The 23,276-nt window shown below is 73.9% G+C and carries 18 protein-coding genes and 1 riboswitch; of the genes, 9 read left to right on the forward strand and 9 right to left on the reverse strand.

The window, feature by feature from the left end:
• The first annotated feature begins 115 nt into the window (after positions 1-115).
• The 3 genes from ACH4ZA_RS20105 (at position 116) to cobM (ending at position 3,666) form a co-directional block, all read left to right on the forward strand.
• Positions 116-1,504 carry a glycoside hydrolase family 43 protein gene (locus tag ACH4ZA_RS20105; protein ID WP_398430719.1) on the forward strand — a complete coding sequence of 463 codons (1,389 nt, stop codon included), beginning with the start codon at positions 116-118 and terminating at the stop codon, positions 1,502-1,504.
• Positions 1,505-1,651: 147 nt separating this feature from the next.
• Entirely contained in the window at positions 1,652-2,920 is a 1,269-nt protein-coding gene (cbiE, locus tag ACH4ZA_RS20110) for a precorrin-6y C5,15-methyltransferase (decarboxylating) subunit CbiE (protein ID WP_398430721.1), read from the forward strand.
• Positions 2,917-3,666 (forward strand): precorrin-4 C(11)-methyltransferase, encoded by a 750-nt coding sequence (gene cobM, locus ACH4ZA_RS20115; protein WP_398430723.1) that lies wholly within the window; start codon positions 2,917-2,919, stop codon positions 3,664-3,666. The genes cbiE and cobM overlap by 4 nt, the downstream gene beginning before the upstream one ends.
• Before the next feature lie 137 nt (positions 3,667-3,803).
• Here the strand turns inward: cobM and ACH4ZA_RS20120 are convergent, their stop codons facing one another.
• Positions 3,804-4,946, reverse strand: a complete 1,143-nt coding sequence (locus tag ACH4ZA_RS20120; protein WP_398430724.1) for a cobalt-precorrin-5B (C(1))-methyltransferase — start codon at positions 4,944-4,946, stop codon at positions 3,804-3,806.
• A gap of 176 nt (positions 4,947-5,122) precedes the next feature.
• On the opposite strand from ACH4ZA_RS20120, the gene ACH4ZA_RS20125 reads away from it, so the two are divergent.
• Positions 5,123-6,382, forward strand: a complete 1,260-nt coding sequence (locus ACH4ZA_RS20125) for an RNA-guided endonuclease InsQ/TnpB family protein (protein ID WP_398430725.1) — start codon at positions 5,123-5,125, stop codon at positions 6,380-6,382.
• Positions 6,370-7,122: a cobalt-precorrin-6A reductase gene (locus ACH4ZA_RS20130; protein ID WP_398430726.1), complete on the forward strand. Its 753-nt coding sequence runs from the start codon at positions 6,370-6,372 to the stop codon at positions 7,120-7,122. Before ACH4ZA_RS20125 ends, ACH4ZA_RS20130 begins: the two co-directional genes overlap by 13 nt.
• Before the next feature lie 99 nt (positions 7,123-7,221).
• On the opposite strand, the gene ACH4ZA_RS20135 is transcribed toward ACH4ZA_RS20130, so the two are convergent.
• The 3 genes from ACH4ZA_RS20135 to cobG are packed head-to-tail and all read right to left on the reverse strand — an operon-like array spanning position 7,222 to position 10,669.
• The gene (locus tag ACH4ZA_RS20135; protein WP_398430729.1) at positions 7,222-8,715 is read right to left on the reverse strand and encodes a precorrin-2 C(20)-methyltransferase; all 1,494 of its coding nucleotides are present in this window, start codon (positions 8,713-8,715) and stop codon (positions 7,222-7,224) included.
• Positions 8,712-9,383 carry a precorrin-8X methylmutase gene (locus tag ACH4ZA_RS20140; protein WP_398430731.1) on the reverse strand — a complete coding sequence of 224 codons (672 nt, stop codon included), beginning with the start codon at positions 9,381-9,383 and terminating at the stop codon, positions 8,712-8,714. The genes ACH4ZA_RS20135 and ACH4ZA_RS20140 overlap by 4 nt, the downstream gene beginning before the upstream one ends.
• Complete coding sequence (gene cobG, locus ACH4ZA_RS20145; RefSeq protein ID WP_398430834.1) at positions 9,380-10,669, reverse strand: precorrin-3B synthase; 1,290 nt, start codon at positions 10,667-10,669, stop codon at positions 9,380-9,382. The genes ACH4ZA_RS20140 and cobG overlap by 4 nt, the downstream gene beginning before the upstream one ends.
• A 102-nt stretch (positions 10,670-10,771) precedes the next feature.
• A riboswitch (cobalamin riboswitch) is annotated at positions 10,772-10,848 on the forward strand.
• Positions 10,849-10,901: 53 nt separating this feature from the next.
• On the opposite strand from cobG, the gene cobN reads away from it, so the two are divergent.
• On the forward strand, positions 10,902-14,498 hold the full coding sequence (gene cobN / locus ACH4ZA_RS20150; protein ID WP_398430733.1) for a cobaltochelatase subunit CobN: 3,597 nt from the start codon (positions 10,902-10,904) through the stop codon (positions 14,496-14,498).
• Between the two features lie 24 nt (positions 14,499-14,522).
• Here the strand turns inward: cobN and ACH4ZA_RS20155 are convergent, their stop codons facing one another.
• Complete coding sequence (locus ACH4ZA_RS20155) at positions 14,523-15,644, reverse strand: PP2C family protein-serine/threonine phosphatase (RefSeq protein ID WP_398430736.1); 1,122 nt, start codon at positions 15,642-15,644, stop codon at positions 14,523-14,525.
• A gap of 378 nt (positions 15,645-16,022) precedes the next feature.
• Here ACH4ZA_RS20155 and ACH4ZA_RS20160 point away from each other — a divergent pair, with 378 nt between their 5' ends.
• The gene (locus tag ACH4ZA_RS20160) at positions 16,023-16,499 is read left to right on the forward strand and encodes a hypothetical protein (protein ID WP_398430738.1); all 477 of its coding nucleotides are present in this window, start codon (positions 16,023-16,025) and stop codon (positions 16,497-16,499) included.
• A 19-nt stretch (positions 16,500-16,518) separates the two neighbouring features.
• Here ACH4ZA_RS20160 and ACH4ZA_RS20165 read toward each other — a convergent pair whose 3' ends face one another.
• Positions 16,519-16,974 (reverse strand): MarR family winged helix-turn-helix transcriptional regulator, encoded by a 456-nt coding sequence (locus tag ACH4ZA_RS20165; RefSeq protein WP_398430741.1) that lies wholly within the window; start codon positions 16,972-16,974, stop codon positions 16,519-16,521.
• 120 nt (positions 16,975-17,094) lie between these two features.
• Here ACH4ZA_RS20165 and ACH4ZA_RS20170 point away from each other — a divergent pair, with 120 nt between their 5' ends.
• Complete coding sequence (locus tag ACH4ZA_RS20170; protein WP_398430742.1) at positions 17,095-18,552, forward strand: MFS transporter; 1,458 nt, start codon at positions 17,095-17,097, stop codon at positions 18,550-18,552.
• A 163-nt stretch (positions 18,553-18,715) separates the two neighbouring features.
• Here ACH4ZA_RS20170 and ACH4ZA_RS20175 read toward each other — a convergent pair whose 3' ends face one another.
• On the reverse strand, positions 18,716-19,714 hold the full coding sequence (locus ACH4ZA_RS20175; RefSeq protein ID WP_398430743.1) for a helix-turn-helix domain-containing protein: 999 nt from the start codon (positions 19,712-19,714) through the stop codon (positions 18,716-18,718).
• Between the two features lie 55 nt (positions 19,715-19,769).
• Positions 19,770-20,744: an alpha/beta hydrolase gene (locus ACH4ZA_RS20180; protein ID WP_398430744.1), complete on the reverse strand. Its 975-nt coding sequence runs from the start codon at positions 20,742-20,744 to the stop codon at positions 19,770-19,772.
• A 221-nt stretch (positions 20,745-20,965) separates the two neighbouring features.
• On the opposite strand from ACH4ZA_RS20180, the gene ACH4ZA_RS20185 reads away from it, so the two are divergent.
• Positions 20,966-21,937 (forward strand): TerC family protein, encoded by a 972-nt coding sequence (locus tag ACH4ZA_RS20185; RefSeq protein ID WP_398430746.1) that lies wholly within the window; start codon positions 20,966-20,968, stop codon positions 21,935-21,937.
• Positions 21,938-22,012: 75 nt separating this feature from the next.
• On the opposite strand, the gene ACH4ZA_RS20190 is transcribed toward ACH4ZA_RS20185, so the two are convergent.
• Complete coding sequence (locus tag ACH4ZA_RS20190; RefSeq protein WP_398430748.1) at positions 22,013-22,969, reverse strand: FkbM family methyltransferase; 957 nt, start codon at positions 22,967-22,969, stop codon at positions 22,013-22,015.
• Positions 22,970-23,276: the final 307 nt, after the last annotated feature.

The raw sequence follows: 23,276 nt of genomic DNA on the forward strand, positions 1-23,276 counted from the left end.
GCGCCGCGCGTTCCTGCGCAAGGGATTGACGTGTTCCTGCCCCACCCCTAGCTTCTGATCGACTTTCCGGACCTTGTTCGGGATGTCGAACTCTGAGCCGTAGGAGAGCCGCACCATGACGACACGTCCCCCCGCCCCGTCCCGCCGTGCCCTGCTGCGAGCGATGGCCGTCCTGCCCGCCGCCGCGTTCGTGCTCGGCGAGACCCCCGGCCTGCTCGGCACGGCTCTCGCGGCCGCGCCCGCCGCCGGATCGGCCACCCGCTACACCATCGTGCCGTTCCTCGACAGCAACGACGGGACGGTGAACGTCTACCAGTCCGACGACGCCACCGACTTCCGGCTGGTGCAGGCCTCCGCGTACACCCCGCCCAGCAACCGCATCCGCGACGCGAGCGTCTTCAAGCACACCAACGGCTACTACTACATCACCTACACCACCCACACCTGGCAGGACGCCAGCACCACCATCGGCTTCGCCCGCAGCTCCGACCGGGTCAACTGGTCGTTCCTGTACGACTACACGGTCCCGATCGCGGGCCTCTCCCGCGCCTGGGCGCCGGAGTTCTTCGTCGACAGCGACGGCAGCGTCAACGTCATCGTGTCCTGCTCGACGACCAACGACGAGTGGATCTTCACGCCGTACCTGCTCAAGGCCACCAACTCCGCGCTCACCGCCTGGAGTTCACCGGTCGCCCTGTCCGGCATCGGCGCCAACCACATCGACACGTACATCGTGAAGACCGGGTCCACCTACCACGCGTTCACCAAGAACGAGACGGCGAAGTACATCGAGTACGCCACGGCGTCCAACCTCACCGGCCCCTACACGATCAAGAAGACCGGCGACTGGGCCGGCTGGGGCAGCTACCGCGAGGGCCCGACCGTCATCCAGCTCGACAACGGCGCCTGGCGGATCTTCTTCGACGGCTACGGCGACCACAAGTACTACTACAGCGACAGCTACGACTCCTTCGCGACCTGGAGCGCCCCCAAGGCGCTGCCCGGCATCTCGGGCACGGCGCGCCACTTCACGGTCATCAAGGAGACGGTGGCCGGTGGCCCGGCCCTGACCAGGAACGCCACGCGCTCCCTGCGCTCGGGCAACTACACCACCCGCTACTGGCAGGAGCAGTCGGCCCTGCTCAACCTGCCGGTGGTGACCGGCTCCAGCACCACCGCCGAGAAGCAGGCGGCCACCTTCACCGTCGTCGCCGGGCTCGCCGACGCGAACGCCTACTCACTGCGCGACGCGGCCGGCAACTACCTGCGCCACTACTCCTTCCGCGGACGCTTCGACGCCAACGACGGCACGTCGACCTTCGCCAAGGACGCCACCTTCATCGCCCGCACCGGCACGGTCGCGGGCTCCGTCCGCTTCGAGTCGTACAACTATCCCGGCTACTACCTCCGCCACTACAACTACGAGCTGCGCGTGGAGCCCTCCGACGGCACGGACCTCTTCCGGCAGGACAGCTCCTTCGTGCCGGTGACAGCCTGGTCCTGACGGTGACAGTCGGGTCCTGAGCTGCACCGCCGCGGCCGCGCGGCAGGAGGCGGGCGGTGGCACCCGGGCGGGAACGCCCGGGCCACCGCCCAGTAGAGTGCGCCCCTGTCGTCCCCGAGCCGTCCACGAACCCCGAGGTAGCGCGCAGTGACCCCCGCACGACCAGGACCGTCGCCCGCCGTCACCGTCGTCGGGATCGGAGCGGACGGCTGGGCGGGCCTCCCGGACGCCTCCCGCGACGCGCTCGGCGCGGCCGAGGTCCTCATCGGCGGCCCGCGCCAGCTCGACCTCCTGCCGCCCGGCTGCGCCGGACTGCGCGTCCGCTGGCCCTCGCCGCTGCGACCCGCCGTCCCCGGCCTCCTCGCCGCGCACGCCGGCCGCCGCATCGCCGTCCTCGCCAGCGGCGACCCCATGTTCCACGGCATCGGACGCGCCCTCGCCGAGGAACTCGGCCCCGCGGGGCTGCACGTGCTGCCGCACCCCTCCTCGGTCTCCCTCGCCGCCGCCCGGCTCGGCTGGCCGCTCGAGGACGCCGAGGTCGTCACCCTCGTCGGCCGCCCCACCGCCCGCCTCGCCGCCGCCCTGCACACCGGCCGGCGGCTCCTCGTCCTCGGCGCCGACGCCGCCGCCCCCGCGGAGATCGCCGCCCTGCTGCGCGACCGGGGATTCGGGCCGAGCCCGATGCGGGTCCTGGAGCAACTCGGCGGCGCGAGGGAACACACGACCGCTCCGCGCACGGCCGACGACTGGCCCGTCGACGGACCGCCCGGCGACCCGCTCAACATCGTCGCCGTCGAGTGCCGCCGCGCCCCCGACGCCCTCCGGCTCGGCGCGGGTCCCGGGCTGCCGGACGAGGCGTACGAGCACGACGGACAGCTCACCAAGCGGCACGTCCGCGCGGCCACGCTCGGCGCCCTCGCCCCCGCCCCCGGCGAGCTGCTGTGGGACGTCGGCGGCGGATCGGGGTCCATCGCGATCGAGTGGATGCGCACGCACCCCTCGTGCCGCGCGGTCACCGTCGAACGCGACCCGGCGAGGGCCGCGCGCATCGTCCGCAACGCCGACCGGCTCGGAGTGCCCGGCCTGCGCGTGGCGACCGGCGCGGCGCCCGCGGCCCTCGCCGAACTGCCGCAGCCCGACGCGGTGTTCGTCGGCGGCGGGCTCACCGCGCCCGGCCTCCTCGACGCGTGCTGGCAAGCGCTGCCGGCCGGCGGGCGACTGGTCGCCAACACCGTGACGCTGGAATCGGAGGCGCTGCTCGCCGAGGCCCACCGGCGTCACGGAGGCGAGCTGGTGCGGCTCGCGGTGGCGCACGCCGTCCCCGTCGGCGCATTCACCGGCTGGCGGCAGGCGATGCCGGTGACCCAGTGGGCCGTCCACAAGACCCTCGACACCTCCGCGGGAGAAGACCGATGACCGTGTACTTCATCGGCGCCGGGCCCGGCGCCGCCGACCTGATCACGGTGCGTGGCGCACGCACGCTGGCCGCCTGCCGGGTCTGTCTGTACGCGGGCAGCCTGGTCCCGCGCGAGCTGCTCGCCGAATGCCCGCCGGACGCGCGGCTGGTGGACACCGCCGAGCTGGACCTCGACCGGATCACCGCCGAGCTGGTACGCGCCCACGAGGAGGGGCACGACGTGGCGCGGCTGCACTCCGGGGACCCCTCGGTGTTCAGCGCCGTCGCCGAGCAGATGCGGCGGCTGGACGCGGCCGGCGTGCCCTACGAGGTCGTCCCCGGCGTGCCGGCCTTCGCCGCCGCGGCCGCCGCCCTCAAACGCGAGCTGACCGTGCCGACCGTCGGCCAGACCGTCATCCTCACCCGGATCGCCCACCGCGCCACCGCCATGCCCGAGGGCGAGGACCTGGCCACCCTCGGGCGCAGCGGCGCGCTGATCGTGCTGCACCTCGCGGCCCGGTACGTGGACCGGGTGGTCGGCGAGCTCCTTCCGCACTACGGCGCCGACTGCCCCGCCGCCGTCGTCGCCTACGCCTCCCGTCCCGAGGAGCTGATCATCCGCGGCACGCTCGACGAGATCGCCGGCAAGGTGAAGGAGGCCGGGGTGCTGCGCACGGCCGTCATCATGGTGGGCCGGACGCTCGGAGCGGAGCAGTTCCGCGACAGCCACCTCTACTCCCCGGACCGCGACCGCCACGCCTGCTGAACGCCCGCCGCCCGAAAGCGCGCGGCGCGGCGCGAAGGTATGCGGCGTGCGGCGAGGCGCACGCGCCGGCCGTGGCGCACGCGTCGGCCGTGGCGTCGGCTGAGTTTACGGATGCGTGGGTGCGCGGGCCCGCGGGTCTACGGTCCGGCCACCGTGCTGCGGCCCACCACCGCCCCCGCGCGGTCGATGCAGATGACGTCGACCGCGACCGGGGCCCCGCGCAGCACGGCCAGCGCCTCGTCGCGGGCGGTCGTCGCGACCAGGTCGCCGAGCGGTACGCCGGCCGCGGCGCACAGCTGGAGCGCGGCGAGCCCCGTGTTGGCGTCGGCCACCTCCGCGGCGAGCGCCGGGTCCGCGCCGCCGCGCCGGGCCAGTTCGGCGAGGAAGGCCTTGTCGACCTGGGAGCGGGCGGAGTGCAGGTCGAGGTGACCCGCGGCGAGCTTGGAGAGCTTGGCGAAGCCGCCGCAGATCGTCAGCCGGTCCACGGGGTGGCGGCGGACGTACTTCAGGACCGCGCCGGCGAAGTCGCCCATGTCGAGCAGGGCGTCCTCGGGCAGCGGGTACTCGGCGAGGACCGTCCGCTCCGACGTCGACCCCGTGCACCCGGCGACGTGCGTGCGGCCCGACGCCCGCGCCACGTCCACGCCCCGCCGGATGGAGTCGATCCACGCCGAGCAGGAGTACGGCACGACGATCCCGGTCGTGCCGAGGATGGACAGCCCGCCGAGGATGCCCAGCCGGGGGTTCCAGGTGGAGCGGGCGATCTCCTCGCCGTGGTCCACGGAGAGCGTGATCTCGACGTCCCCGGCGCCGCCGTGCCGGGCCGCCGTCTCGGCCACGTGGTCGCGCATCATCTCGCGGGGGACCGGGTTGACGGCGGGTTCCCCGACCGGCAGGGGCAGTCCTGGGCGGGTGACCGTGCCCACGCCGGGCCCCGCCCGGAACACCACCCCGGCCCCGGCCGGCAGCAGCCGCACCGTGGCCCGTACCAGCGCCCCGTGCGTGACGTCCGGATCGTCGCCGGCGTCCTTCACGATGCCGGCCATCGCGTACTCGGCCGTCAGCTCCTCGGCCGCCAGCGCGAACGCCGGCGTCTGCCCCTTCGGCAGCGTGATGGTCACCGGGTCGGGGAACCCGCCGGTCAGCAGAGCGGTGTAGGCGGCCGTGGTGGCCGCCGTCGCGCAGGCGCCGGTCGTCCAGCCGGGCCGCAGACCGGTGTGCTTGAGTTGGGCGCCGCGGCCGCCCTTCGGGCCGCCCGCGCCTGCCACGTCACTGCTCATCGGGGCTCTCCTTCCTGGATACCCCCGGCTTCAGCCGCGGGCGGGGGTACCTTCCGCTGGGGAGAACCGAAGCTCCTGCGGAGCAGGGCAGGAAGAGCCCGTTCGCTGCCAGGGCGGACCGACGTTCGCCGGCTACCCCACCCGGGGCTCACACGGGAGGTGATAGAATGTGAGGCATGGCGCAGCAGGTCAAGCGGGCTTTCAAGTACCGCTTCTACCCCACGGGCGAGCAGGCGGCCGAGCTGTCGCGCACGTTCGGCTGCGCCCGGCTCGTCTACAACAAGGCGCTGGAGGAACGCACTCGCGCGTGGTACGGCGAGCAGCGCCGTGTCTCCTACGTGCAGTCCTCCGCCGCGCTCACGGAGTGGAAGAAGACCGAGGAACTCGCCTTCCTGACCGAGGTGTCCTCCGTCCCGCTCCAGCAGGCGCTGCGCCATCTCCAGACGGCGTTCGCCCACTTCTTCGCCAAGCGGGCGAAGTACCCCCGGTTCAAGAGCCGGAAGAAGTCCCGGGCGTCGGCCGAGTACACCCGCAGCGCCTTCACGTGGCGCGACGGGCGACTGACCCTGGCGAAGATGGCGGAGCCCCTGGACGTCCGCTGGTCGCGTCCGCTCCCGCACGGCTCTGCGCCGACCACGGTGACGGTGTCCCGCGACGCTGCGGGACGCTGGTTCGTGTCGCTGCTGTGCGAGGACGTCGTCGCCGCGGCCCCCGCGACCACGGCGGCGGTCGGAGTCGACGCCGGGATCACGTCGCTGGTGACCCTGTCCACCGGGGAGAAGATCGCCAACCCCCGGCACGAGCGCCGCGACCGCGCCCGCCTGGCCCGCGCGCAGCGGGAGGTGTCGCGCAAGGCGAAGGGCTCGGCGAACCGGGACAAGGCCCGGCGCAAGGCTGCCAAGGTCCATGCGCGGATCGCCGACCGGCGCCGCGACTTCCTGCACAAGCTGTCGACTCGACTCGTCCGTGAGAACCAAACGGTCGTGATCGAGGACCTCACCGTCCGCAACCTGCTGAACAACGGCAGGCTCGCGCGCGCCGTCTCGGACGCGGCCTGGACGGACCTGCGCTCCATGCTGGAGTACAAGTGCGCCTGGTACGGGCGTGAACTCGTCGTGATCGACCGCTGGTTCCCCAGCTCGAAGCTGTGCGGGGCCTGCGGCACGGTCGCGGCGAGACTGCCGCTGAACGTCCGCGCGTGGACGTGCGAGCACTGCGGCGCCGTGCACGACCGCGACGTGAACGCGGCGCGCAACATCCTGGCCGCCGGGCTGGCGGCGTCTGCCTGTGGAGACGGTGTAAGACCTCAACGGGAGTCCTCCCGGACGGGGCGGTCGTCGGTGAAGCAGGAACCCCAGCGGGCGACCGCTGGAATCCCCCGCCTTCAGGCGGGGGAGGAAGTCAAGATCGGATCCGGACTCTCGTGCACGTACTGATTCTCGGCGGAACCACGGAGGCCCGCCGCCTCGCCGAGCTGCTGCACGGCACGCCCGGCCTGGAGCTGACCAGCTCCCTGGCCGGACGGGTGGCCAGTCCCCGGCTGCCGCCGGGCGAGGTCCGCGTCGGTGGCTTCGGCGGGACCGAAGGGCTGACGGCCTGGTTGCGCGAGCGGGCCGTCGACGCGCTCATCGACGCCACCCACCCCTTCGCCGGGACCATCAGCTTCCACGCGGCGCGGGCCGCCGCCACCGCCCATGTTCCCCTGCTCGCCCTGCGCCGCCCCGGCTGGGTCCCCGTGGAGGGCGACCGCTGGCACGAGGCGGACTCGCTGGAGCACGCGGCGCGGCTGCTGCCCGCGCTCGGCCGCCGTGTGTTCCTCACGACGGGACGGATGGGCCTGCCCGCGTTCGCCGCCCTGGACGGACCGTGGTTCCTCGTGCGGTCCGTCGACCCGCCCGAGGCCCCGCACCCGCCGCACTGCGAGATCGTGCTCGACCGCGGCCCCTTCAGCCTGGACGGGGAGCGTGAGCTGCTGCGCCGCCACCGCATCGACGTCGTGGTGACGAAGGACAGCGGAGGAGCGGCGACCGCGCCGAAGCTGACCGCGGCCCGTGAGGCCGGGCTGCCCGTGGTCGTGGTCCGGCGGCCGGCCGTCCCGGAGGGCGTGCCCGAGGTCGGGGTGCCCGAGCAGGCGGCCCGCTGGGTGGCGGAGCGCATCGCCGCCACCCGCCCCTGACATCCCGCCCTGCTCACGCCCCACCCCTGCCGTCCACGCGGGAGACGTGCTCGCGCAGGGTGGGCGCCGCGGCGCCGGTCGCCCGGCGCCGCCGCGCTCTCACGCCTCGGGGTACCGGCGAGGGGTCCAGACGATCTGCTCGCCGTCCCCCCGCCGCACGGCCCGGGTCTGCGAGGAGCCCACCAGCAGGATCGTCCGCATGTCGACCACGGCGGGGTCCAGATCGGCCAGCCGCACGATCCGCACCCGCTCCCCGGGGCCGCCGACGTCCCGCGCGACCACGACCGGGGTGTCCGGCGCCCGGTGCTCCAGCAGCAGCTCGCGTGCCTTGCCCACCTGCCAGGTGCGGCTGTGCGAGCCCGGGTTGTACAGGGCCAGCACCAGGTCCGCCGAGGCCGCCGCGCGCAGCCGCTCGGCGATCACCTCCCACGGCTTGAGCCGGTCGGAGAGGGAGATCGTGGCGTAGTCGTGGCCGAGCGGGGCGCCCGCTCGGGCGGCGGCCGCGTTGGCGGCGGTCACCCCCGGCAGCACCCGCACCGGCACGTCCGCGTACTCGGGCTGCGAGGCGACCTCCAGGACGGCGGTCGCCATCGCGAACACCCCGGGGTCGCCGCCGGAGACGACGGCCACCCGTCGTCCGCGCTCCGCCAGCTGCAGGGCGAACTCCGCGCGCTCGGACTCCACCCGGTTGTCGCTGCCGTGCCGCAGCTGCCCGGGCCGCGCGGGCACCCGGTCGAGGTACGTGGTGTAGCCGACCAGATCGTCGGCGGCGGCCAGCGCGGCCCGGGTCTCGGGAGTCAGCCACAACGGGCCCGCGGGCCCGGTGCCGACCACCACGACGTCTCCCCGGGGCCGCACGGGACGCTCGGCGTCGACCCGGCTGGGCAGCACGGCCACCGAGAAGTACGGCACCGACTCCGGGTCCACGTCCGCCAGTTCGCCGGTCCGCTCCCCGCTCATCGTGGCCCGCTCCACGTACCGCGCCTCGTCCAGCCGCCCCGCGGCCTCCAGCGCGCGCCGCACCTTGGGGAAGGTGCGGCCCAGCTTCATCACGACCGCCACGTCGGTGGCGGCGAGCCGCGCCGTCAGCTCCTCCTCGGGCAGCGTGCCGGGCAGGATCGTCAGCACCTCCTCGCCCTCGGCGAGCGGGGCGCCCAGCCGGGCGGCGGCGGCGGACACCGATGTGACACCGGGGACGACCTCGGTCTCGTAGCGGTCGGCGAGCCGCTTGTGCATGTGCATGTAGGAGCCGTAGAACAGCGGATCGCCCTCGGCGAGCACCGCGACCGTGCGCCCCGCGTCGAGATGCGCGGCGAGCCGGGCGGCCGCCTCGGCGTAGAACTCGTCCATGGCGCCCTGGTAGCCGCCCGGGTGGTCGGTGGTCTCCGTGGTGACCGGGTAGACCAGCCGCTCCTCGACGTGGTCGGCGCGCAGGTGCTTCGCCGCGATCGAGCGGGCGATGGACCGGCCGTGCCGGGCGCTGTGATAGGCGATCACGTCCGCCTCGCCGATCACCTCGACGGCCCGCACGGTCATCAGGGACGGGTCGCCCGGGCCGAGCCCGACGCCGTACAGCTTGCCCTTGCCGCTCATTCTTCCTCGCTCGCGATCGCGTTGAGCGCGGCGGCCGCGATGGCGCTGCCGCCACGGCGCCCGCGCACCACCAGGTACTCAAGGCCGAGCGTGCTCGCCGCCAGCGCGTCCTTGGACTCGGCCGCGCCGATGAACCCGACCGGCGCGCCGATCACGGCGGCGGGCCGAGGCGCGCCCTCCTCGATCATCTCCAGCAGCCGGAAGAGGGCGGTGGGCGCGTTGCCGACGGCGACCACCGAGCCCTCGAGCCGGTCCCGCCACAGCTCCAGCGCGGCGGCGGTGCGCGTGGTGCCCAGCCGCGCGGCCAGGTCCGGCACGCTCGGGTCGGACAGTGTGCACAGCACGTCGTTGGCGGCGGGCAGCCGCCGTCGGGTCACGCCGCTGGCCACCATCTGCACATCGGTGAAGACGGGCGCGCCGGCCCGCAGGGCCTCGCGGGCGCGGGCCACGACGGACGGCGTGTACGCCAGGTCCCGTACGAGGTCGACCATCCCGCAGGCGTGGATCATCCGGACCGCGACCTGGCTGACGTCGGCGGGCAGCCCTTCGAGGTCGGACTCCGCGCGGATGGTGGCGAAGGACCGGCGGTAGATGGCCGCACCGTCCTTCTCGTAGTCGTAGCTGCTCACGGTGTTCGTCTCGCTGCTCTCGATGGTGGTACGGCTCATGAGGTGATCGCCGCCAGGGCGGCGGCGAGGTGGTCGGGGTCGGTCATCGCTGCGGTGCGCGTCGGACGGCCCGACCGCACGGCCGTCAGCCGGTAGCCGCCGTCCGCGCAGGCGACCACGTCGATCCGGTCGCCGTGCGGGTGTCCGCAACGCCGTTCGCAGCCGGACCAGTACAGCGGGAGGGGGCAGGCGCCGGCCGCGTCGACAGTGTCGGCCGCGTCGGCCCGGACGTCGGCGTGGGATTTGCCACATCCGGGCCGCCCGACGCACGCGCCGACGCGCGGCCACGGCGACGCCGGATCGGTGACGAGTCCGGCGGCGGCGAGCCGTGCGAGCGACTCCGCCCGCCTGCGCGGGGTCAGGCCAGGCACCGGGACGACCACTCCGCGCCACGGGGTCAGCCGCAGCTCGGTTCCGGCGACCCGCGTCAACTCCCGCCACTGGCGGGCGGAGAGCCGCCCGAGGGGCACGTGCGCGGACAGGGCGTCGCCGACGACGCCGGGCGCGGGCCCCTGCGCGACCGGGACGGGCGCGACGTCCGTCAGGGACGCCCGGCCGATGCCTTCGGCGGCCAGGCGGTGGCGGACCCGCTCGGCCAGCACGCCCTCGGGCAGGGTGAGTTCGGCCACCCGCCAGACTCCGCCGCCGGACTCCCGTACGGCCTGCAGGAACGTCTCGGCCGCCAGCAGCGCGGCCCGTGGCGCGTCCCGCGCGGACACCCGCACCGCACCCGGATCGAGCACCGCGCCGCCGTCGCCCGCCGCCCGCAGCGTCACGTCGGCGCCGAGCCCGGCCACGTCCCCGCGCCCGTCGTCCAGGGCGAACAGGAACCGGCCCGACAACTCCCGCGCCGGCCCGCTCGCGCACAGTGCCGCGTCGAGCTCCGACAGCCAGGGCCGTACGTCGTGCAGGCCCTGTCCGTCGAGGCCGGACAGCGGCGAGGCGACGACGTTGCGCACTCGCTCGTGCCCGGGTGAGGGAAGCAGTCCCGCCGCGTCCAGCACGGCGGCGAGCTCCGCGCCGCAGCCGTCCGCGAGGCCCCGCACCTGCACGTTGCCGCGCGAGGTCAGATGGATCTCCCCGTCGCCCAGCCGCGCTGCCGCCTCGCCCAGCACCTCGGCCTGACGGACGCTCAGCACCCCGCCGGGCACCCGGATCCGGGCAAGTGCCCCGTCGTCCGCCGCATGCAGCCGCAACGCCCCGGGGCAGGCGTCACCGCGGTCCCGTGAGACCGCTGTGGCCTGGGATGTTGGACGGACGTCAGCCGAGGACATGGCGGCGAGCATACCCACGTCCACCTGGGAGGTATGCCTGTGCCCTCTTCCCCCGCCCCTTACTATGCTCTGCGGTGGATCATCCGGTCCGCCATCGCCACGACGGCGACAGGGGAGGAAGCCCGGTGCGAATCCGGCGCGGTCCCGCCACTGTGAACCCGGCCCTCCCAGGCCGGGCGAGCCAGGAACTCCCGCCGTCCGACACCGCCCGGGGCGCGGACACCCCGAGGAAGGCCGACGCCCCATGATCCTGCTGCTGTCGACGTCCGACACCGACCTGCTGAGCGCCCGCGCCGCCGCCGGCCCGGTCCCGTACCGCTTCGCCAACCCGGCCCGGCTCGTCCTCGACGACCTCCCCGCGCTCCTCGACGGCGCCGACCTCGTCGTCGTACGCCTCCTCGGCGGAGTGCGCGCCTGGCAGGACGGCCTCGACCTGCTGCTCGCCGACGGCCGCCCGGTCGTCGTCCTGACCGGTGAACAGGCCCCCGACGCCCAGCTGATGGCCGCCTCCACGGTTCCCGTCGGCATCGCCGCCGAGGCCCACGCCTATCTCGCCCACGGCGGCCCCGCCAACCTGGAGCAGCTCGCCCGTTTCCTCTCCGACACGGTCCTGCTCACCGGCCACGGCTTCGACTCCCCGGCGTCCGCCCCCACCTGGGGTCCGCTGGAGCGGCCGGCGCCGGCCGTCGCCCCCGAGGCCCCGACCGTCGCCGTGCTCTACTACCGGGCCCACCACATGAGCGGCAACACCGCCTTCGTGCACGCCCTGTGCGATGCCGTCGAGGCGTCCGGCGCCCGGGCGCTCCCGCTGTACGTCGCCTCCCTGCGCGCCCCCGAGCCGGAGCTGATCGAGGAACTGCGGGCCGCCGACGCCATCGTCACCACGGTGCTCGCCGCGGGCGGCACCCGCCCCGCCGACGCCTCGGCGGGCGGCGACGACGAGTCCTGGGACGCGGGCGCGCTGACCTCCCTGGACGTCCCGATCCTCCAGGCGCTGTGCCTGACCTCCTCGCGGAGCGACTGGGAGACGAGCGACGAGGGCGTCTCCCCGCTGGACGCGGCCGGCCAGATCGCCGTCCCGGAGTTCGACGGCCGGCTGATCACCGTGCCGTTCTCCTTCAAGGAGATCGACGCCGACGGCCTGCCCGCGTACGTCGCCGACCCCGAGCGGGCCGCCCGCGTCGCCGGCATCGCCGTACGCCACGCCCGGCTGCGCCACATCCCGTCCGGCGACAAGCGCCTCGCGCTGGTGCTCTCCGCCTATCCGACCAAGCACTCCCGCATCGGCAACGCGGTCGGCCTGGACACCCCCGCCAGCGCGGTCGCCCTGCTGCGCCGGCTGCGCGAGGAGGGCTACGACTTCGGGACGGACGCCGAGGTGCCGGGGCTGGCCTCCGGCGACGGCGACGAGCTGATCCGGGCGCTCATCGAGGCGGGCGGCCACGACCAGGACTGGCTCACCGAGGAGCAGCTGGCGCGCAACCCGGTGCGGATCCCGGCGGCCGACTACCGCCGCTGGTTCGCCGCCCTGCCCGAGGAGCTGCGTTCGGCCGTCGAGGAGCACTGGGGCCCGCCGCCCGGCGAGATGTTCGTCGACCGCAGCCGCAACCCGGAGGGCGACATCGTCCTCGCGGCCCTGCGCTTCGGGAACCTGCTGATCCTGATCCAGCCCCCGCGCGGCTTCGGCGAGAACCCGATCGCCATCTACCACGACCCGGACCTGCCGCCGTCGCACCACTACCTGGCCGCCTACCGCTGGATCGCCGCACGGACCGAGGACGGCGGCTTCGGCGCGGACGCGATGATCCACCTCGGCAAGCACGGCAACCTGGAGTGGCTGCCCGGCAAGAACGCCGGTCTGTCCGCCGCCTGCGGCCCCGACGCCGCCCTCGGCGACCTCCCCCTGATCTACCCCTTCCTGGTCAACGACCCGGGCGAGGGCACCCAGGCCAAGCGCCGCGCGCACGCCACCCTCGTCGACCACCTCGTCCCGCCGATGGCCCGCGCCGACTCCTACGGCGACATCGCGCGGCTGGAGCAACTCCTCGACGAGTACGCCCAGATCTCCTCCATGGACCCGGCGAAGCTGCCGGCGATCCGCGCACAGATCTGGACCCTCATCCAGGCCGCCAAGCTCGACCACGACCTCGGCCTCGCCGACCGCCCGGACGACGACGGCTTCGACGACTTCCTGCTGCACGTCGACGGCTGGCTCTGCGAGGTCAAGGACGCCCAGATCCGCGACGGCCTGCACGTCCTCGGCAACCCGCCGGCCGGCGCCGACCGCGTCAACCTCGTCCTCGCGATCCTGCGCGCCCGCCAGATCTGGGGCGGCGCGACGGCCCTGCCCGGTCTGCGCGAGGCGCTCGGCCTCGACGAGTCCGCCGCGACCCGTGTCGCCGCCGACGAGGCGGAGGCCAAGGCCCGCGCCCTGGTCGAGCGGATGGAGGAGCTGGGCTGGGACCCGGACTCCGTGCCCGGCGAGCACGGCGAACAGGTCGCGGCCGTCCTGGAGTTCGCCGCCCGAGAGGTCGTCCCGCGACTGAGCGCGACCACCGCCGAACTCCACCACGTCGTCCACGCCCTGAACGGCGGCTTCGTCCCGGCCGGCCCGTCGGGCTCCCCGCTGCGGGGCCTGGTCAACGTCCTGCCGACCGGCCGCAACTTCTACTCGGTCGACCCCAAGGCCGTCCCCTCCCGCCTCGCCTGGGAGACCGGCCAGGCCCTCGCCGACTCGCTCCTGGAGCGCTACCGCACCGACAACGGCGAGTGGCCCACCTCCGTCGGCCTCTCGCTGTGGGGCACCAGCGCCATGCGCACGGCCGGCGACGACGTGGCCGAGGCCCTCGCACTGCTCGGCGTCCGCCCCGTCTGGGACGACGCCTCGCGCCGGGTGACCGGCGTGGAGGCCGTCCCGTACGAGGAGCTGGGCCGCCCGCGCATCGACGTCACCCTGCGCATCTCGGGCTTCTTCCGGGACGCCTTCCCGCACACGATCGCCCTGCTGGACGACGCCGTCCGTCTCGCGGCCTCGCTCGACGAGCCCGCCGAGGTCAACCACGTGCGCGCGCACGTCAGCGCCGACCTGGCGGCGCACGGGGACGAACGCCGGGCCACCACCCGCATCTTCGGCTCCCGTCCGGGCACCTACGGCGCCGGTCTGCTCCAGCTCATCGACTCCCGCGACTGGCGCACCGACGCCGACCTCGCCGAGGTCTACACGGTGTGGGGCGGCTACGCCTACGGCCGCGAGCTGGACGGCCGTCCGGCCCGCGAGGAGATGGAGACGGCCTACCGGCGGATCGCGGTCGCCGCGAAGAACACCGACACCCGCGAACACGACATCGCCGACTCCGACGACTACTTCCAGTACCACGGCGGCATGGTCGCCACCGTCCGAGCCCTGCGCGGCACCGCCCCGGAGGCGTACATCGGCGACTCGACCCGCCCCGAGACGGTCCGCACCCGCACCCTCGTCGAGGAGACCTCCCGCGTCTTCCGCGCCCGCGTCGTCAACCCCAAGTGGATCGAGGCGATGCGGCGGCACGGCTACAAGGGCGCCTTCGAACTCGCCGCCACCGTGGACTACCTGTTCGGCTACGACGCCACCACCGGCGTGGTCGCCGACTGGATGTACGACAAGCTCACCGAGACCTACGTCCTGGACCCGGCGAACCGCGAGTTCCTCCAGCAGGCCAACCCGTGGGCGCTGCACGGCATCGCCGAGCGGCTGCTGGAGGCCCAGTCGCGCGGGATGTGGGAGAAGCCCGATCCGGCGGTGCTGGAGCAGCTGCGTCAGGTGTACCTGGAGACGGAGGGCGACCTCGAGGGCGAGGACTGACCGACCGGCGCATCGCCGCCGGACTCATTGCCGCGGCGCCCGCCGCACGGTCAGGACGGCGACGTCGTCGTGTCGGCGGCCGTCCGCCGCGAAGCCGCGGGCGTCCTCGTGCAGGGCTCCGGGCAGTTCGGTGGGGGAGCGGTCCAGGTGTTTCATCAGGCGCTCGTCGAGCGGATAGAACGTGCCGTCGGCGGCACGGGTCTCGGTGAGTCCGTCGGTGGTCAGCACCAGCGTGGCGCCGGCCGGGAACGCGAACCAGTCCACGGTCGTGGGCTCGGCGGCCAGCTCGGCGAGGCCCAGCGGCACGCCCGGGTCCACCGCCGCCGTGGTGACCGCGCCCTCGTGCACCAGACGCGGGGGTATGTGGCCGCAGTTGACGATCTGTGCCTCGTCGTCCGCGTCGACGCAGACGATGAGGGCGGTCACGAACCGTTCGTCGTCGCCGGTCTGTTCGGCGTAGGAGTTGTGCCGGACGACCGAGGCGTCCAGGGCGTCGACGAGTGCGGTGAGCGTGGGTTCCCGGTAGGCCGCTTCCCGGAAGGCGCCGATGACGGCGAACGCGGCGCCCACCGCGGCCAGGCCCTTGCCCTGGACGTCCCCGATCAGCACCCGCGTGCCCCATGGCGAGTCGACCACGTCGTAGATGTCACCGCCGACGAGCCGGTCCTCCTGCACGGGCTCGTAGACGCCGTTGACGAGGACGTCGTCGGTGAGCAGGGGGAGGGGATGCAGGATGTGCCGCTGCATGGCGGCGGCCGTCGAGCGCAGGCGCAGCATCTCCCGCTCACGCGCGATGCGCCGGTGGCAGGCGTACACGGAGACGACCCCGAGGACCAGGGTGAGCAGCACCAGCAGACTGCGGTCCAGCCACCTGGCCCCGTCGCCGGCCCGCAGGAACAGGGTGAGGGAGACGAACAGGGTGGTCCACGCGGCGACGAACCTGGTCTGCTGCACGGTGCACAGCGCCGACGCCGTCCCCGGCAGGAAGACCAGGAGCCCGAGCAGCCACACCTCGGACCCGGACAGCACGCCCAGCACCTCGACCAGCACCGTCACGGTGAGCACGCCGACGACCGTCTCGGCGTTGCCCGGGGGCTCGATGGCGTCGAGGGCGCCGGCAGGTCTCTTGCGACGGATACCGATCATGGGGGCTCCCGGGCGCGTGGCGATCCTCTCCACCTTAGACAGACCGGCGGCGCCCGCGGCGGCCGACCCGGAGGGCCGGGGGCACGGGGGCAGGGGGCAGGGTGACGGCGGCCGGCCGCGGAGGACGTCGGCGACCGGGCGGCCGACCGCCGCGCTCGGCCGGCGATCCGCAGCAGGAGCCTCCGGGGCGACGTGCCGCCGTCCGGCGGCTCGTGGAGGCGACGCCGGGGACCGGCCGGCTCGCCGTCGGGCCCGGCCGGCTGCCGGGCGGTGAACGCCCGAGGGGGCGCTGCCGTACCCCTCGACGTGTGCCCGTCGACCTGTGCCGGTAGGCGGGCGCGCACGGAACAACGCCGCCACGCAGATACGGAGTCGCACGTGCCTCAGCAGCCCCCGGCCCGCCTCCCGCGCGCCGCCGCCCTGTCCTGCGGCCTGACCCTGCTCCTGTTCGCCACCGCGTGCGGCGGCGGAGCGGACGGCGCCGCCGGGAAGGACGAGCCGACGCCGACCACGGTGACCGCCGCGGCGGCGGCCGGGGTCGTGGCGCCGGCGAAGGTCGAGGTCATCGCGGGACTGACCGGCTGCAAGGCGACCATCCGCATCGAGGCGGAGGAACTGCGTCAGGGGGTCTGTCGCTCCGAGGGGGCCGACTACCTCATCACCACGTTCCCCGAGGAGCGGCACAAGGAGACCTGGCTCGACGCCGCGGCGATCTACGGCGGGCGATACCTGGTCGGCTCCCGTTGGGTGGTCAGTGCGCAGCCCGAGGCGCTGACCCGGTTCCAGCCCAAACTCGGCGGGGAGATACGGCAGTTGGGCGCGGCCGGACCGTCCGTCGCGCCGAGCGCCTCCTGACGCGTGGGTCCCGTGCGGGCTACGGGCGCGGCCAGGGGCGTCCGCCGATGGCCTCGATGCCGTTGTTGAAGCGCCGCAGGTAACCCGCGAAGGCGGCGACGTCGTCGTCGGACCAGTCGTGCATCACCTGGTCCAGGATCTGGACGATCCCTTCCCGCTCCGCGTCGAGCAGGCGCAGTCCCTCGTCCGTGAGCCGGAACTTGCGGGCCATCCCGCCCTCCGGATCGGGGATGCGCTCGATCAGCCGCGCGCGGACCGCAGCCGCCGTCTGCCGGTTGAGGGTGGACACGTCCAGGCCGAAGGCGTCGCTGAGCTCGCCGATCGACATGGGTCCCTGCACCCGGATCCGGCTCAACAGGACGTAGGCGCTGCGCTCCAGGACGCTGTTCTTGCGGCGGCCGCCCCGCTGGTTCAGGAGCGTGTGACGGCTCAGCAGCATCTGCTCGTACTCGACCTCGTGGGCGGGCGTCTCCATGCCCCCATCCTGACATATCGATGTGTATGTGCCACATCACGTGGCCGATGCATGCTGTATGTATGGTGCACATCGCATGTACGATGCACATCGTCGCGCACCCCTTCCCGAGGAGTCCTCATGGGCGCCCCCGCCCCTCAGTCCACGGCCCGCCCCGGCGCCGTGATCGCCACGCTGGCCTTCGCCGGCACCACGGCGGCGATCATGCAGACGCTGGTCACGCCCCTGATCGCCGAACTGCCGCAGATCCTGCACACCTCGTCCTCGAACGCGGCCTGGGTGATCACGGTCACGCTGCTGGTGGCGGCCGTGTGCGTGCCCGTCGTCGGCCGCCTCGGCGACCTCGTGGGCAAACGCCGGATGCTGCTGGCCTGCTCGGCGCCGCTCATCGTCGGCTCCGTGGTCTGCGCGTTCGCCTCCGACGTGGTGACGATGATCGTGGGCCGCGGTCTGCAGGGCATGGGCATGGGCATGGTGCCCCTGGGCATCGCGCTGCTGCGGGACGTCGTGCCCGCCGAGAGGCTCAGCGGCTCCATCGCTCTGGTCAGCGCCTCCATGGGCATCGGCGGCGCGATCGGCCTGCCGCTGGCCGCCGCGGTCGCCCAGTACGCGAACTGGCGTGTGCTCTTCTGGGGCTCCGCCGCACTGGCCGCCGTCGTCGCCGTCCTGATCTACACGCTCGTCCCGGACGTCCCGGCCGGCGCCGCTGGCCGGCGCTTCGACCTGCCCGGCGCGATCGGCCTCGGCATCGGCCTGGTCTGCCTGCTGCTCGGCGTCTCCAAGGGCGCCGACTGGGGATGGGCCTCCGGCACCACGCTCGCTCTGTTCGCCGCCGCCGTCGTGGCGCTGGCCGGCTGGGGTCGGTGGGAGGTGCGCACGACCGACCCGCTGATCGACCTGCGCACCACGGCACGCCCCCGGGTGCTGCTCACCAACCTCGCCTCCGTCTTCATCGGCTTCGGCATGTACGCGAGCATGCTCGTCATGCCGCAGCTGCTCCAGTTCCCGGAGGCCACCGGCTACGGCCTCGGCCGGTCGATGCTCGAGGCGGGTCTGTGGATGGCGCCCGGCGGCCTGACGATGATGCTGGTCTCCCCGCTCGGCGGGAAGCTCACCAACGCCCGCGGGCCGAAGGCCACGCTGGTCTGCGGCGCCCTGGTGCTGGCGGCCGGCTACTTCGTCTCGCCGGCGCTGATGGGATCCGCCTGGGGCGTCATGGTGGTCACGCTCGTCACCAGCGGCGGCGTGGGCCTCGCGTACGGGGCGATGCCCGCCCTGATCATGAGCTCGGTCCCGCAGACCGAGACCGCCGCCGCCAACGGATTCAACACCCTGATGCGCTCGCTCGGCACCTCGATCGGTTCCGCCGTCATCGGTGTGATCCTCTCCCAGATGACCACCACCAGGGGCGGTCACACCTTCGCCTCCGAGGACGGTTTCCGCACCGCGCTCCTCGTCGGCGGCGGCCTCGCGCTGGTCTCCGCGGCCATCGCGGCCGTCATCCCCGCCGAGCGTCCCGCCGCCGCGGACGAGGACGTGGCCGACCCGGCGGGCGAGCCCGAGCAGGCCAAGGTCTGAGCGGACCGGGGTGCGGGACGTCGGGGGCCGTGGGACGTCCGGATCGTGGGACGTCCGGATCGGGGGACGTCCGGGGTGCGGGACGTCCCGACCGCGGGACGTGCGGGGCGCGGGGCGGACGGGCGACCGCGTAGGTCGGCCCCGCCCCACCCCGCCCGCGTCCCTACGGCCGGGTCAGCCTTCGCGTCGTCAGCGCCAGGTGCAGTCGCAGCCGGCCCTGCGGGGTGCGCACCGGCCAGCCCAGCAGGTGTTCGGCGTGCAGCAGCCTGCTCTGGAGCGTGGAATGGTGAACGTGGGCCTCCGTCGCGGCCGCCCGCAGGCTCGCCGTCGCCGTGACGGCGTACAGCGTGCTCAGCAGCCAGGGCGCGTCCGCGGCGGCCGTGTCCAGCGCCCTTACGTCCGGCGGCGGTTCGGCGCCCGGAGCGATGAGGTCGGCCAGCAGCGCGATCCCGCCCAGCTCCTCGGCGTACACCACCCTGGGCCCGGGATCCAGGGCTCCCCCTTCCGCGGTGAACCGCAGCGCGGTCCTGGCGGCCTCCCACGACCCCGGAAGCTCCAGCACGGACACGGCCGGGCCGACACCGGTGCGGACGGCGGCCGGCTCGGCGCCGCCGGGTGCGGCGGAGGCGGGGACCACCCTGGGCCGGCCCGCCGCGGTGGCGAGCGCGCGGGCCGGCGTGCGCAGGTCGAGGCCGAGACCGCGGGCGGCGTGCAGCCGGGCCGATTCGGCGGCGCCGGCGTCCACCAGCGTCTCGACGAGGGCGGGATCGTCCAGCGGGACCCGGCCGCGGGTGCGGTCCAGGACGAGCCGGGCCGCACTCGCGGCCCGCTCCAGGATCACGGCGTCGACCACGCTCGGCCTCGCGTCGGCGCGTTCCAGCCAGAACGCGGGCGCGCCGTCCGGGGTCAGCGCGGCGGACGGCCAGGCGGGGTCCGGCGGCGGGCCGGAGTCCCGCCGGACGCCGTCGGCCTCGATCCGGATCCGCACCCCCCGGTCGGCGTCGACGAGCCGCGCCGGCACCCCCGCGAGCACCGCGGCCCCGCGCACCAGCGCCTCGACCCCGGCGCGGCCCTCCGTCAGCCGGTCGAAGTAGGCGATGACGCGCACGGCGGCGCCGGCGTCCGGGTCCAGCGCCGTCAGGCGCCCCGCCAGCTCTTTCATGCGCTCATCATGCGCCACGCGCCCCTCGCCGACGAGAGCCGGAGCCGTGCCACGGTTACTCGGCGAGCAGTCTGCGCAGCCAGTCCAGCTGGGCCGCCCGGGCCGACTTCGACAGCGTGGCCTGCGGCGCGAAACCGTCGAACCCGTGGAAGCCGCCCGGCCACACATGCAGTTCGGCGACACCGCCGACCTGCCAGATCCGGGACGCGTAGTCGACGACCTCGTCCCGGAAGGTCTCGGCGGAGCCCACGTCAAGGAAGGCGGGCGGCAGCCCGGACAGGTCCTCGGCGCGGGCGGGCGCCGCGTACGGCGACACGTCCGGGCCGCCGCGTGCCGCTCCGAGCAGCGCCGTCCAGCCGGTGTCGTTGGCGGTGCGGTCCCATATGCCGAGGCCCGCCATCTGGTGGGAGGAGGCGGTGTCGTTGCGGTCGTCCAGCATCGGACACATCAGCAGCTGGCCGACGGGCCGCGGACCGCCCCGGTCGCGCAGCAGCAGGGCGAGCGCCGCGGTCAGCCCGCCGCCCGCGCTGGCGCCGGCGATCACGATGCGGTCCGGGTCCGCGCCGAGCTCCTCGGCGTGCTCCGCCGTCCACAGCAGCCCGGCGTACACGTCCTCCACGGGCGCCGGGTGCGGGTGCTCGGGCGCGAGACGGTACTCCACCGACACGACGACCAGGTCCAGCGCCCGCGCCCAGTCCAGTGCCACGTCCACCCCGGACCGGTTGTCGCCGAGGACCATGCCGCCGCCGTGCACGTGGTAGACGACGGGACGCGGACGGTCGGGAGCCGGCGAGGCGGGGCGGCAGATCAGCAGGGAGATCTCCGGGGAGGCCTCGGGCCCCGGCACGGTGCGGTTCTCGACCGTGAAGGCGCCGCCCGCCGTCAGGTCCAGCTGGGACAGCATCGCCGCGGCCGGGCCCTGACGGGCGGCCTCGATGTCCTCCATGGCCAGGCCGGGCTGGATGAAGTCCTTGATCAGTTCCAGGGCGGCGGCGAGTTCGGGGTCGAACGGCGGCGGGACGGATGTCATGGCGTCTCCTCGGCGGGGCGGCTCGTGCGGCCATGATCCGTGCACGGGCGCCGCCACGGAGCACCGCCGTTCGGCGGAAGCTCCCCGCCGTTCGGCGGGCGCGTCCGGGTGCACACCGCACCTTGCCAGGACATGACCTTCTGTTCATCTGAGAGGGGTGGAAACTCGGCGGTTTGTGCGACAACGATTTTCACCCCCACATCTGCGCCAGGAGTACCCCTGTGAACGTCTCGCCCTCCGTCTGGCTGCTGACCGTCGCGGCGCTGTGCGCGCTGGTCGCCGCCGACTTCTTCATCGGCCGCAAACCGCACGACGTCTCCGTCAAGGAGGCCGGGACCTGGACCGTCGTCTGGGTCGTGCTGGCCTGTCTGTTCGGTGTCGGCGTGTTCGTCTTCGGCGGCGGCAGACCGACGGGGGAGTTCTTCGCCGGGTACATCACCGAGAAGTCGCTGAGCGTGGACAACCTCTTCGTGTTCGTCCTGATCATGGGCAAGTTCGCGGTGCCCTCGCAGTACCAGCAGCGGGTCCTCATGGTGGGCGTGCTGGTCGCCCTCGTGCTGCGCGCGCTGTTCATCGCGGCCGGCGCGGCGATCATCTCGACGTTCTCCTGGGTCTTCTACCTGTTCGGCGCGTTCCTGATCTGGACGGCGTGGAAGCTGATCCAGGACGCCCGGAAGGGCGCGCACGAGTCGGAGTTCGAGGAGAACAAGCTGCTCAAGGCCGTGGAGAGGCGTTTCGGCGTGGCGGACCGCTACCACGGCACCAAGTTGTGGATCGAGCAGAACGGCAAGCGGGTCATGACCCCGATGCTGGTCGTGATGCTGGCGATCGGCTCCACGGACGTGCTCTTCGCCCTCGACTCCATCCCCGCGATCTACGGCCTGACCGAGGACCCGTACATCGTCTTCACCGCCAACGCCTTCGCCCTGATGGGGCTGCGCCAGCTGTACTTCCTCATCGGCGGTCTGCTGAAGAAACTGGTCCACCTCAGCTACGGCCTGTCGATCATCCTCGGCTTCATCGGCGTCAAGCTGCTGCTGCACGCCCTGCACGAGTCCGGGGTCCACGTGCCCGAGATCGGCATCCCGTTCTCCCTGGGCTTCATCGTGCTCGTCCTCGCCGCGACGACGTTCACCAGCCTGCGGGCGGCCCGGCGTCAGGAGGAGGCCGCACCGGACGCGTCCGCGGTGTGACGGATCCGCGGCGCGGCCTCCGCGAGGCGGCCCCCGCCGGGCAGGACCGCCGGGAACCGTCACACCGGTCGGGTCCTAGGCGGGGGGCGCGGCGGCCGCCCGCATCAGGACGCAGTCGAACTCGATCACGCGCCCGGTCGTCGCCTCGCGCGTCACCGGGTACATGCCGGTGATGCCGAACCCGGCCGCCTCGTAACGCGCGAGGGCCTCGCCCATCCCCGGGCTGCCCTCGTACAGCTTCAGCAGGGCCACCTCGGACTGCATCCCGACGAACTCCGCGATGCGTTCCCCGGCCCCGCCGAACACCTCGAGGTCATAGCCCTGGGTGTCCATCTTCAGGTAGGGGCGCGGGTCGTCGAGGCCGGCCAGCGCCTCGTCCATGACGTCGTCCAGCCGGCGGACGCGGATCTCCTCCGTGTCGTCCTTCGCGAAGCGGCTGTAGCGGCCCTTGCCGTACTCGCTCGCGGACAGCAGGGAGTTCATGGTCTTCCAGCCGGTGTGGATCCGCGCGGTCGTCTCCTCGCGGCCCAGTCCGCACCGGTGCACCTGCCACTGCGGGTCGTGTTCGGCCGCCTTCGCCAGCCGGGCGAACGTCGCCGACGTGGGCTCGAACGACACGATCCGCCCCGTGTAACCGGCCTTGCGCAGGCCCTTGGCGTACTGGCCGGTGTTGGCGCCGACGTCGAACACGCAGTTCACGCCGTAGAGCTCGAGCATCGCGGCCACATGCTGTGTGCAGAGGTACGCGGCGGCGGCCAGCTGCGTCGCGCGCTCGTCCCGGCGGGCGGAGGGGTCCATGAGAAGCACGGCGCCGGTGTCGCCCAGCCGCACGGCCACGTCCTCGGCGGCCTCGGCGGCCTCGGAACGTGCCGCGTCGCCCGTCGGCCGCAGGAGCCAGGTGTCCTTGCCGGCGCCGGTCACCCGGTACGGGCCGCCGCGTCGGGAGACCACCGCCTTCCCCGGCCCGAGGTCGGTCACCTGCACGCCGATGTGCGGCATCAGATCGAGCAGTCGTCGATAAAGGGTGCTCATCTCCCCAGCCCTATCAGACGGGACGGCCCGCGGTCTGCGGCTTGACCGACATTCGCCGCTCCTCTCACCCGACCCGGATCCGACCCGGGCCCGACCCGGATCCGACCCGGGCTCGACCAGGATCCGACCCGGGCTCGACCCGGACCCGGCCTGGACCCGACCCGGACCCGGCCGGGAAGCGTGCGCACGCCGAAGGGGCCCGGAACGGATTCCGGACCCCTGTGGTGTGCTGCCGGCTCGCCGGCCGCTCCCGTGCCGGCGTGCCGCCGGTCGGGCTGCCGTCGCTCGGCGCCGGTCGGCACCGTGC

The sequence above is a fragment of the Streptomyces sp. NPDC020597 genome (genome assembly GCF_044335095.1).
In the GTDB taxonomy this organism is placed as follows: domain Bacteria; phylum Actinomycetota; class Actinomycetes; order Streptomycetales; family Streptomycetaceae; genus Streptomyces.

Bases quoted from the DNA above. Each gene is read 5' to 3' on its own strand.
- ACH4ZA_RS20105 (WP_398430719.1), top strand. From the start codon at position 116: ATGACGACACGTCCCCCCGCCCCGTCCCGCCGTGCCCTGCTGCGAGCG.
- cobM (WP_398430723.1), top strand. From the start codon at position 2,917: ATGACCGTGTACTTCATCGGCGCCGGGCCCGGCGCCGCCGACCTGATC.
- ACH4ZA_RS20120 (WP_398430724.1), bottom strand. From the start codon at position 4,946: ATGAGCAGTGACGTGGCAGGCGCGGGCGGCCCGAAGGGCGGCCGCGGC.
- ACH4ZA_RS20125 (WP_398430725.1), top strand. From the start codon at position 5,123: ATGGCGCAGCAGGTCAAGCGGGCTTTCAAGTACCGCTTCTACCCCACG.
- ACH4ZA_RS20135 (WP_398430729.1), bottom strand. From the start codon at position 8,715: ATGAGCGGCAAGGGCAAGCTGTACGGCGTCGGGCTCGGCCCGGGCGAC.
- ACH4ZA_RS20140 (WP_398430731.1), bottom strand. From the start codon at position 9,383: ATGAGCCGTACCACCATCGAGAGCAGCGAGACGAACACCGTGAGCAGC.
- cobG (WP_398430834.1), bottom strand. From the start codon at position 10,669: ATGCTCGCCGCCATGTCCTCGGCTGACGTCCGTCCAACATCCCAGGCC.
- cobN (WP_398430733.1), top strand. From the start codon at position 10,902: ATGATCCTGCTGCTGTCGACGTCCGACACCGACCTGCTGAGCGCCCGC.
- ACH4ZA_RS20155 (WP_398430736.1), bottom strand. From the start codon at position 15,644: ATGATCGGTATCCGTCGCAAGAGACCTGCCGGCGCCCTCGACGCCATC.
- ACH4ZA_RS20165 (WP_398430741.1), bottom strand. From the start codon at position 16,974: ATGGAGACGCCCGCCCACGAGGTCGAGTACGAGCAGATGCTGCTGAGC.
- ACH4ZA_RS20170 (WP_398430742.1), top strand. From the start codon at position 17,095: ATGGGCGCCCCCGCCCCTCAGTCCACGGCCCGCCCCGGCGCCGTGATC.
- ACH4ZA_RS20175 (WP_398430743.1), bottom strand. From the start codon at position 19,714: ATGAAAGAGCTGGCGGGGCGCCTGACGGCGCTGGACCCGGACGCCGGC.
- ACH4ZA_RS20180 (WP_398430744.1), bottom strand. From the start codon at position 20,744: ATGACATCCGTCCCGCCGCCGTTCGACCCCGAACTCGCCGCCGCCCTG.
- ACH4ZA_RS20190 (WP_398430748.1), bottom strand. From the start codon at position 22,969: ATGAGCACCCTTTATCGACGACTGCTCGATCTGATGCCGCACATCGGC.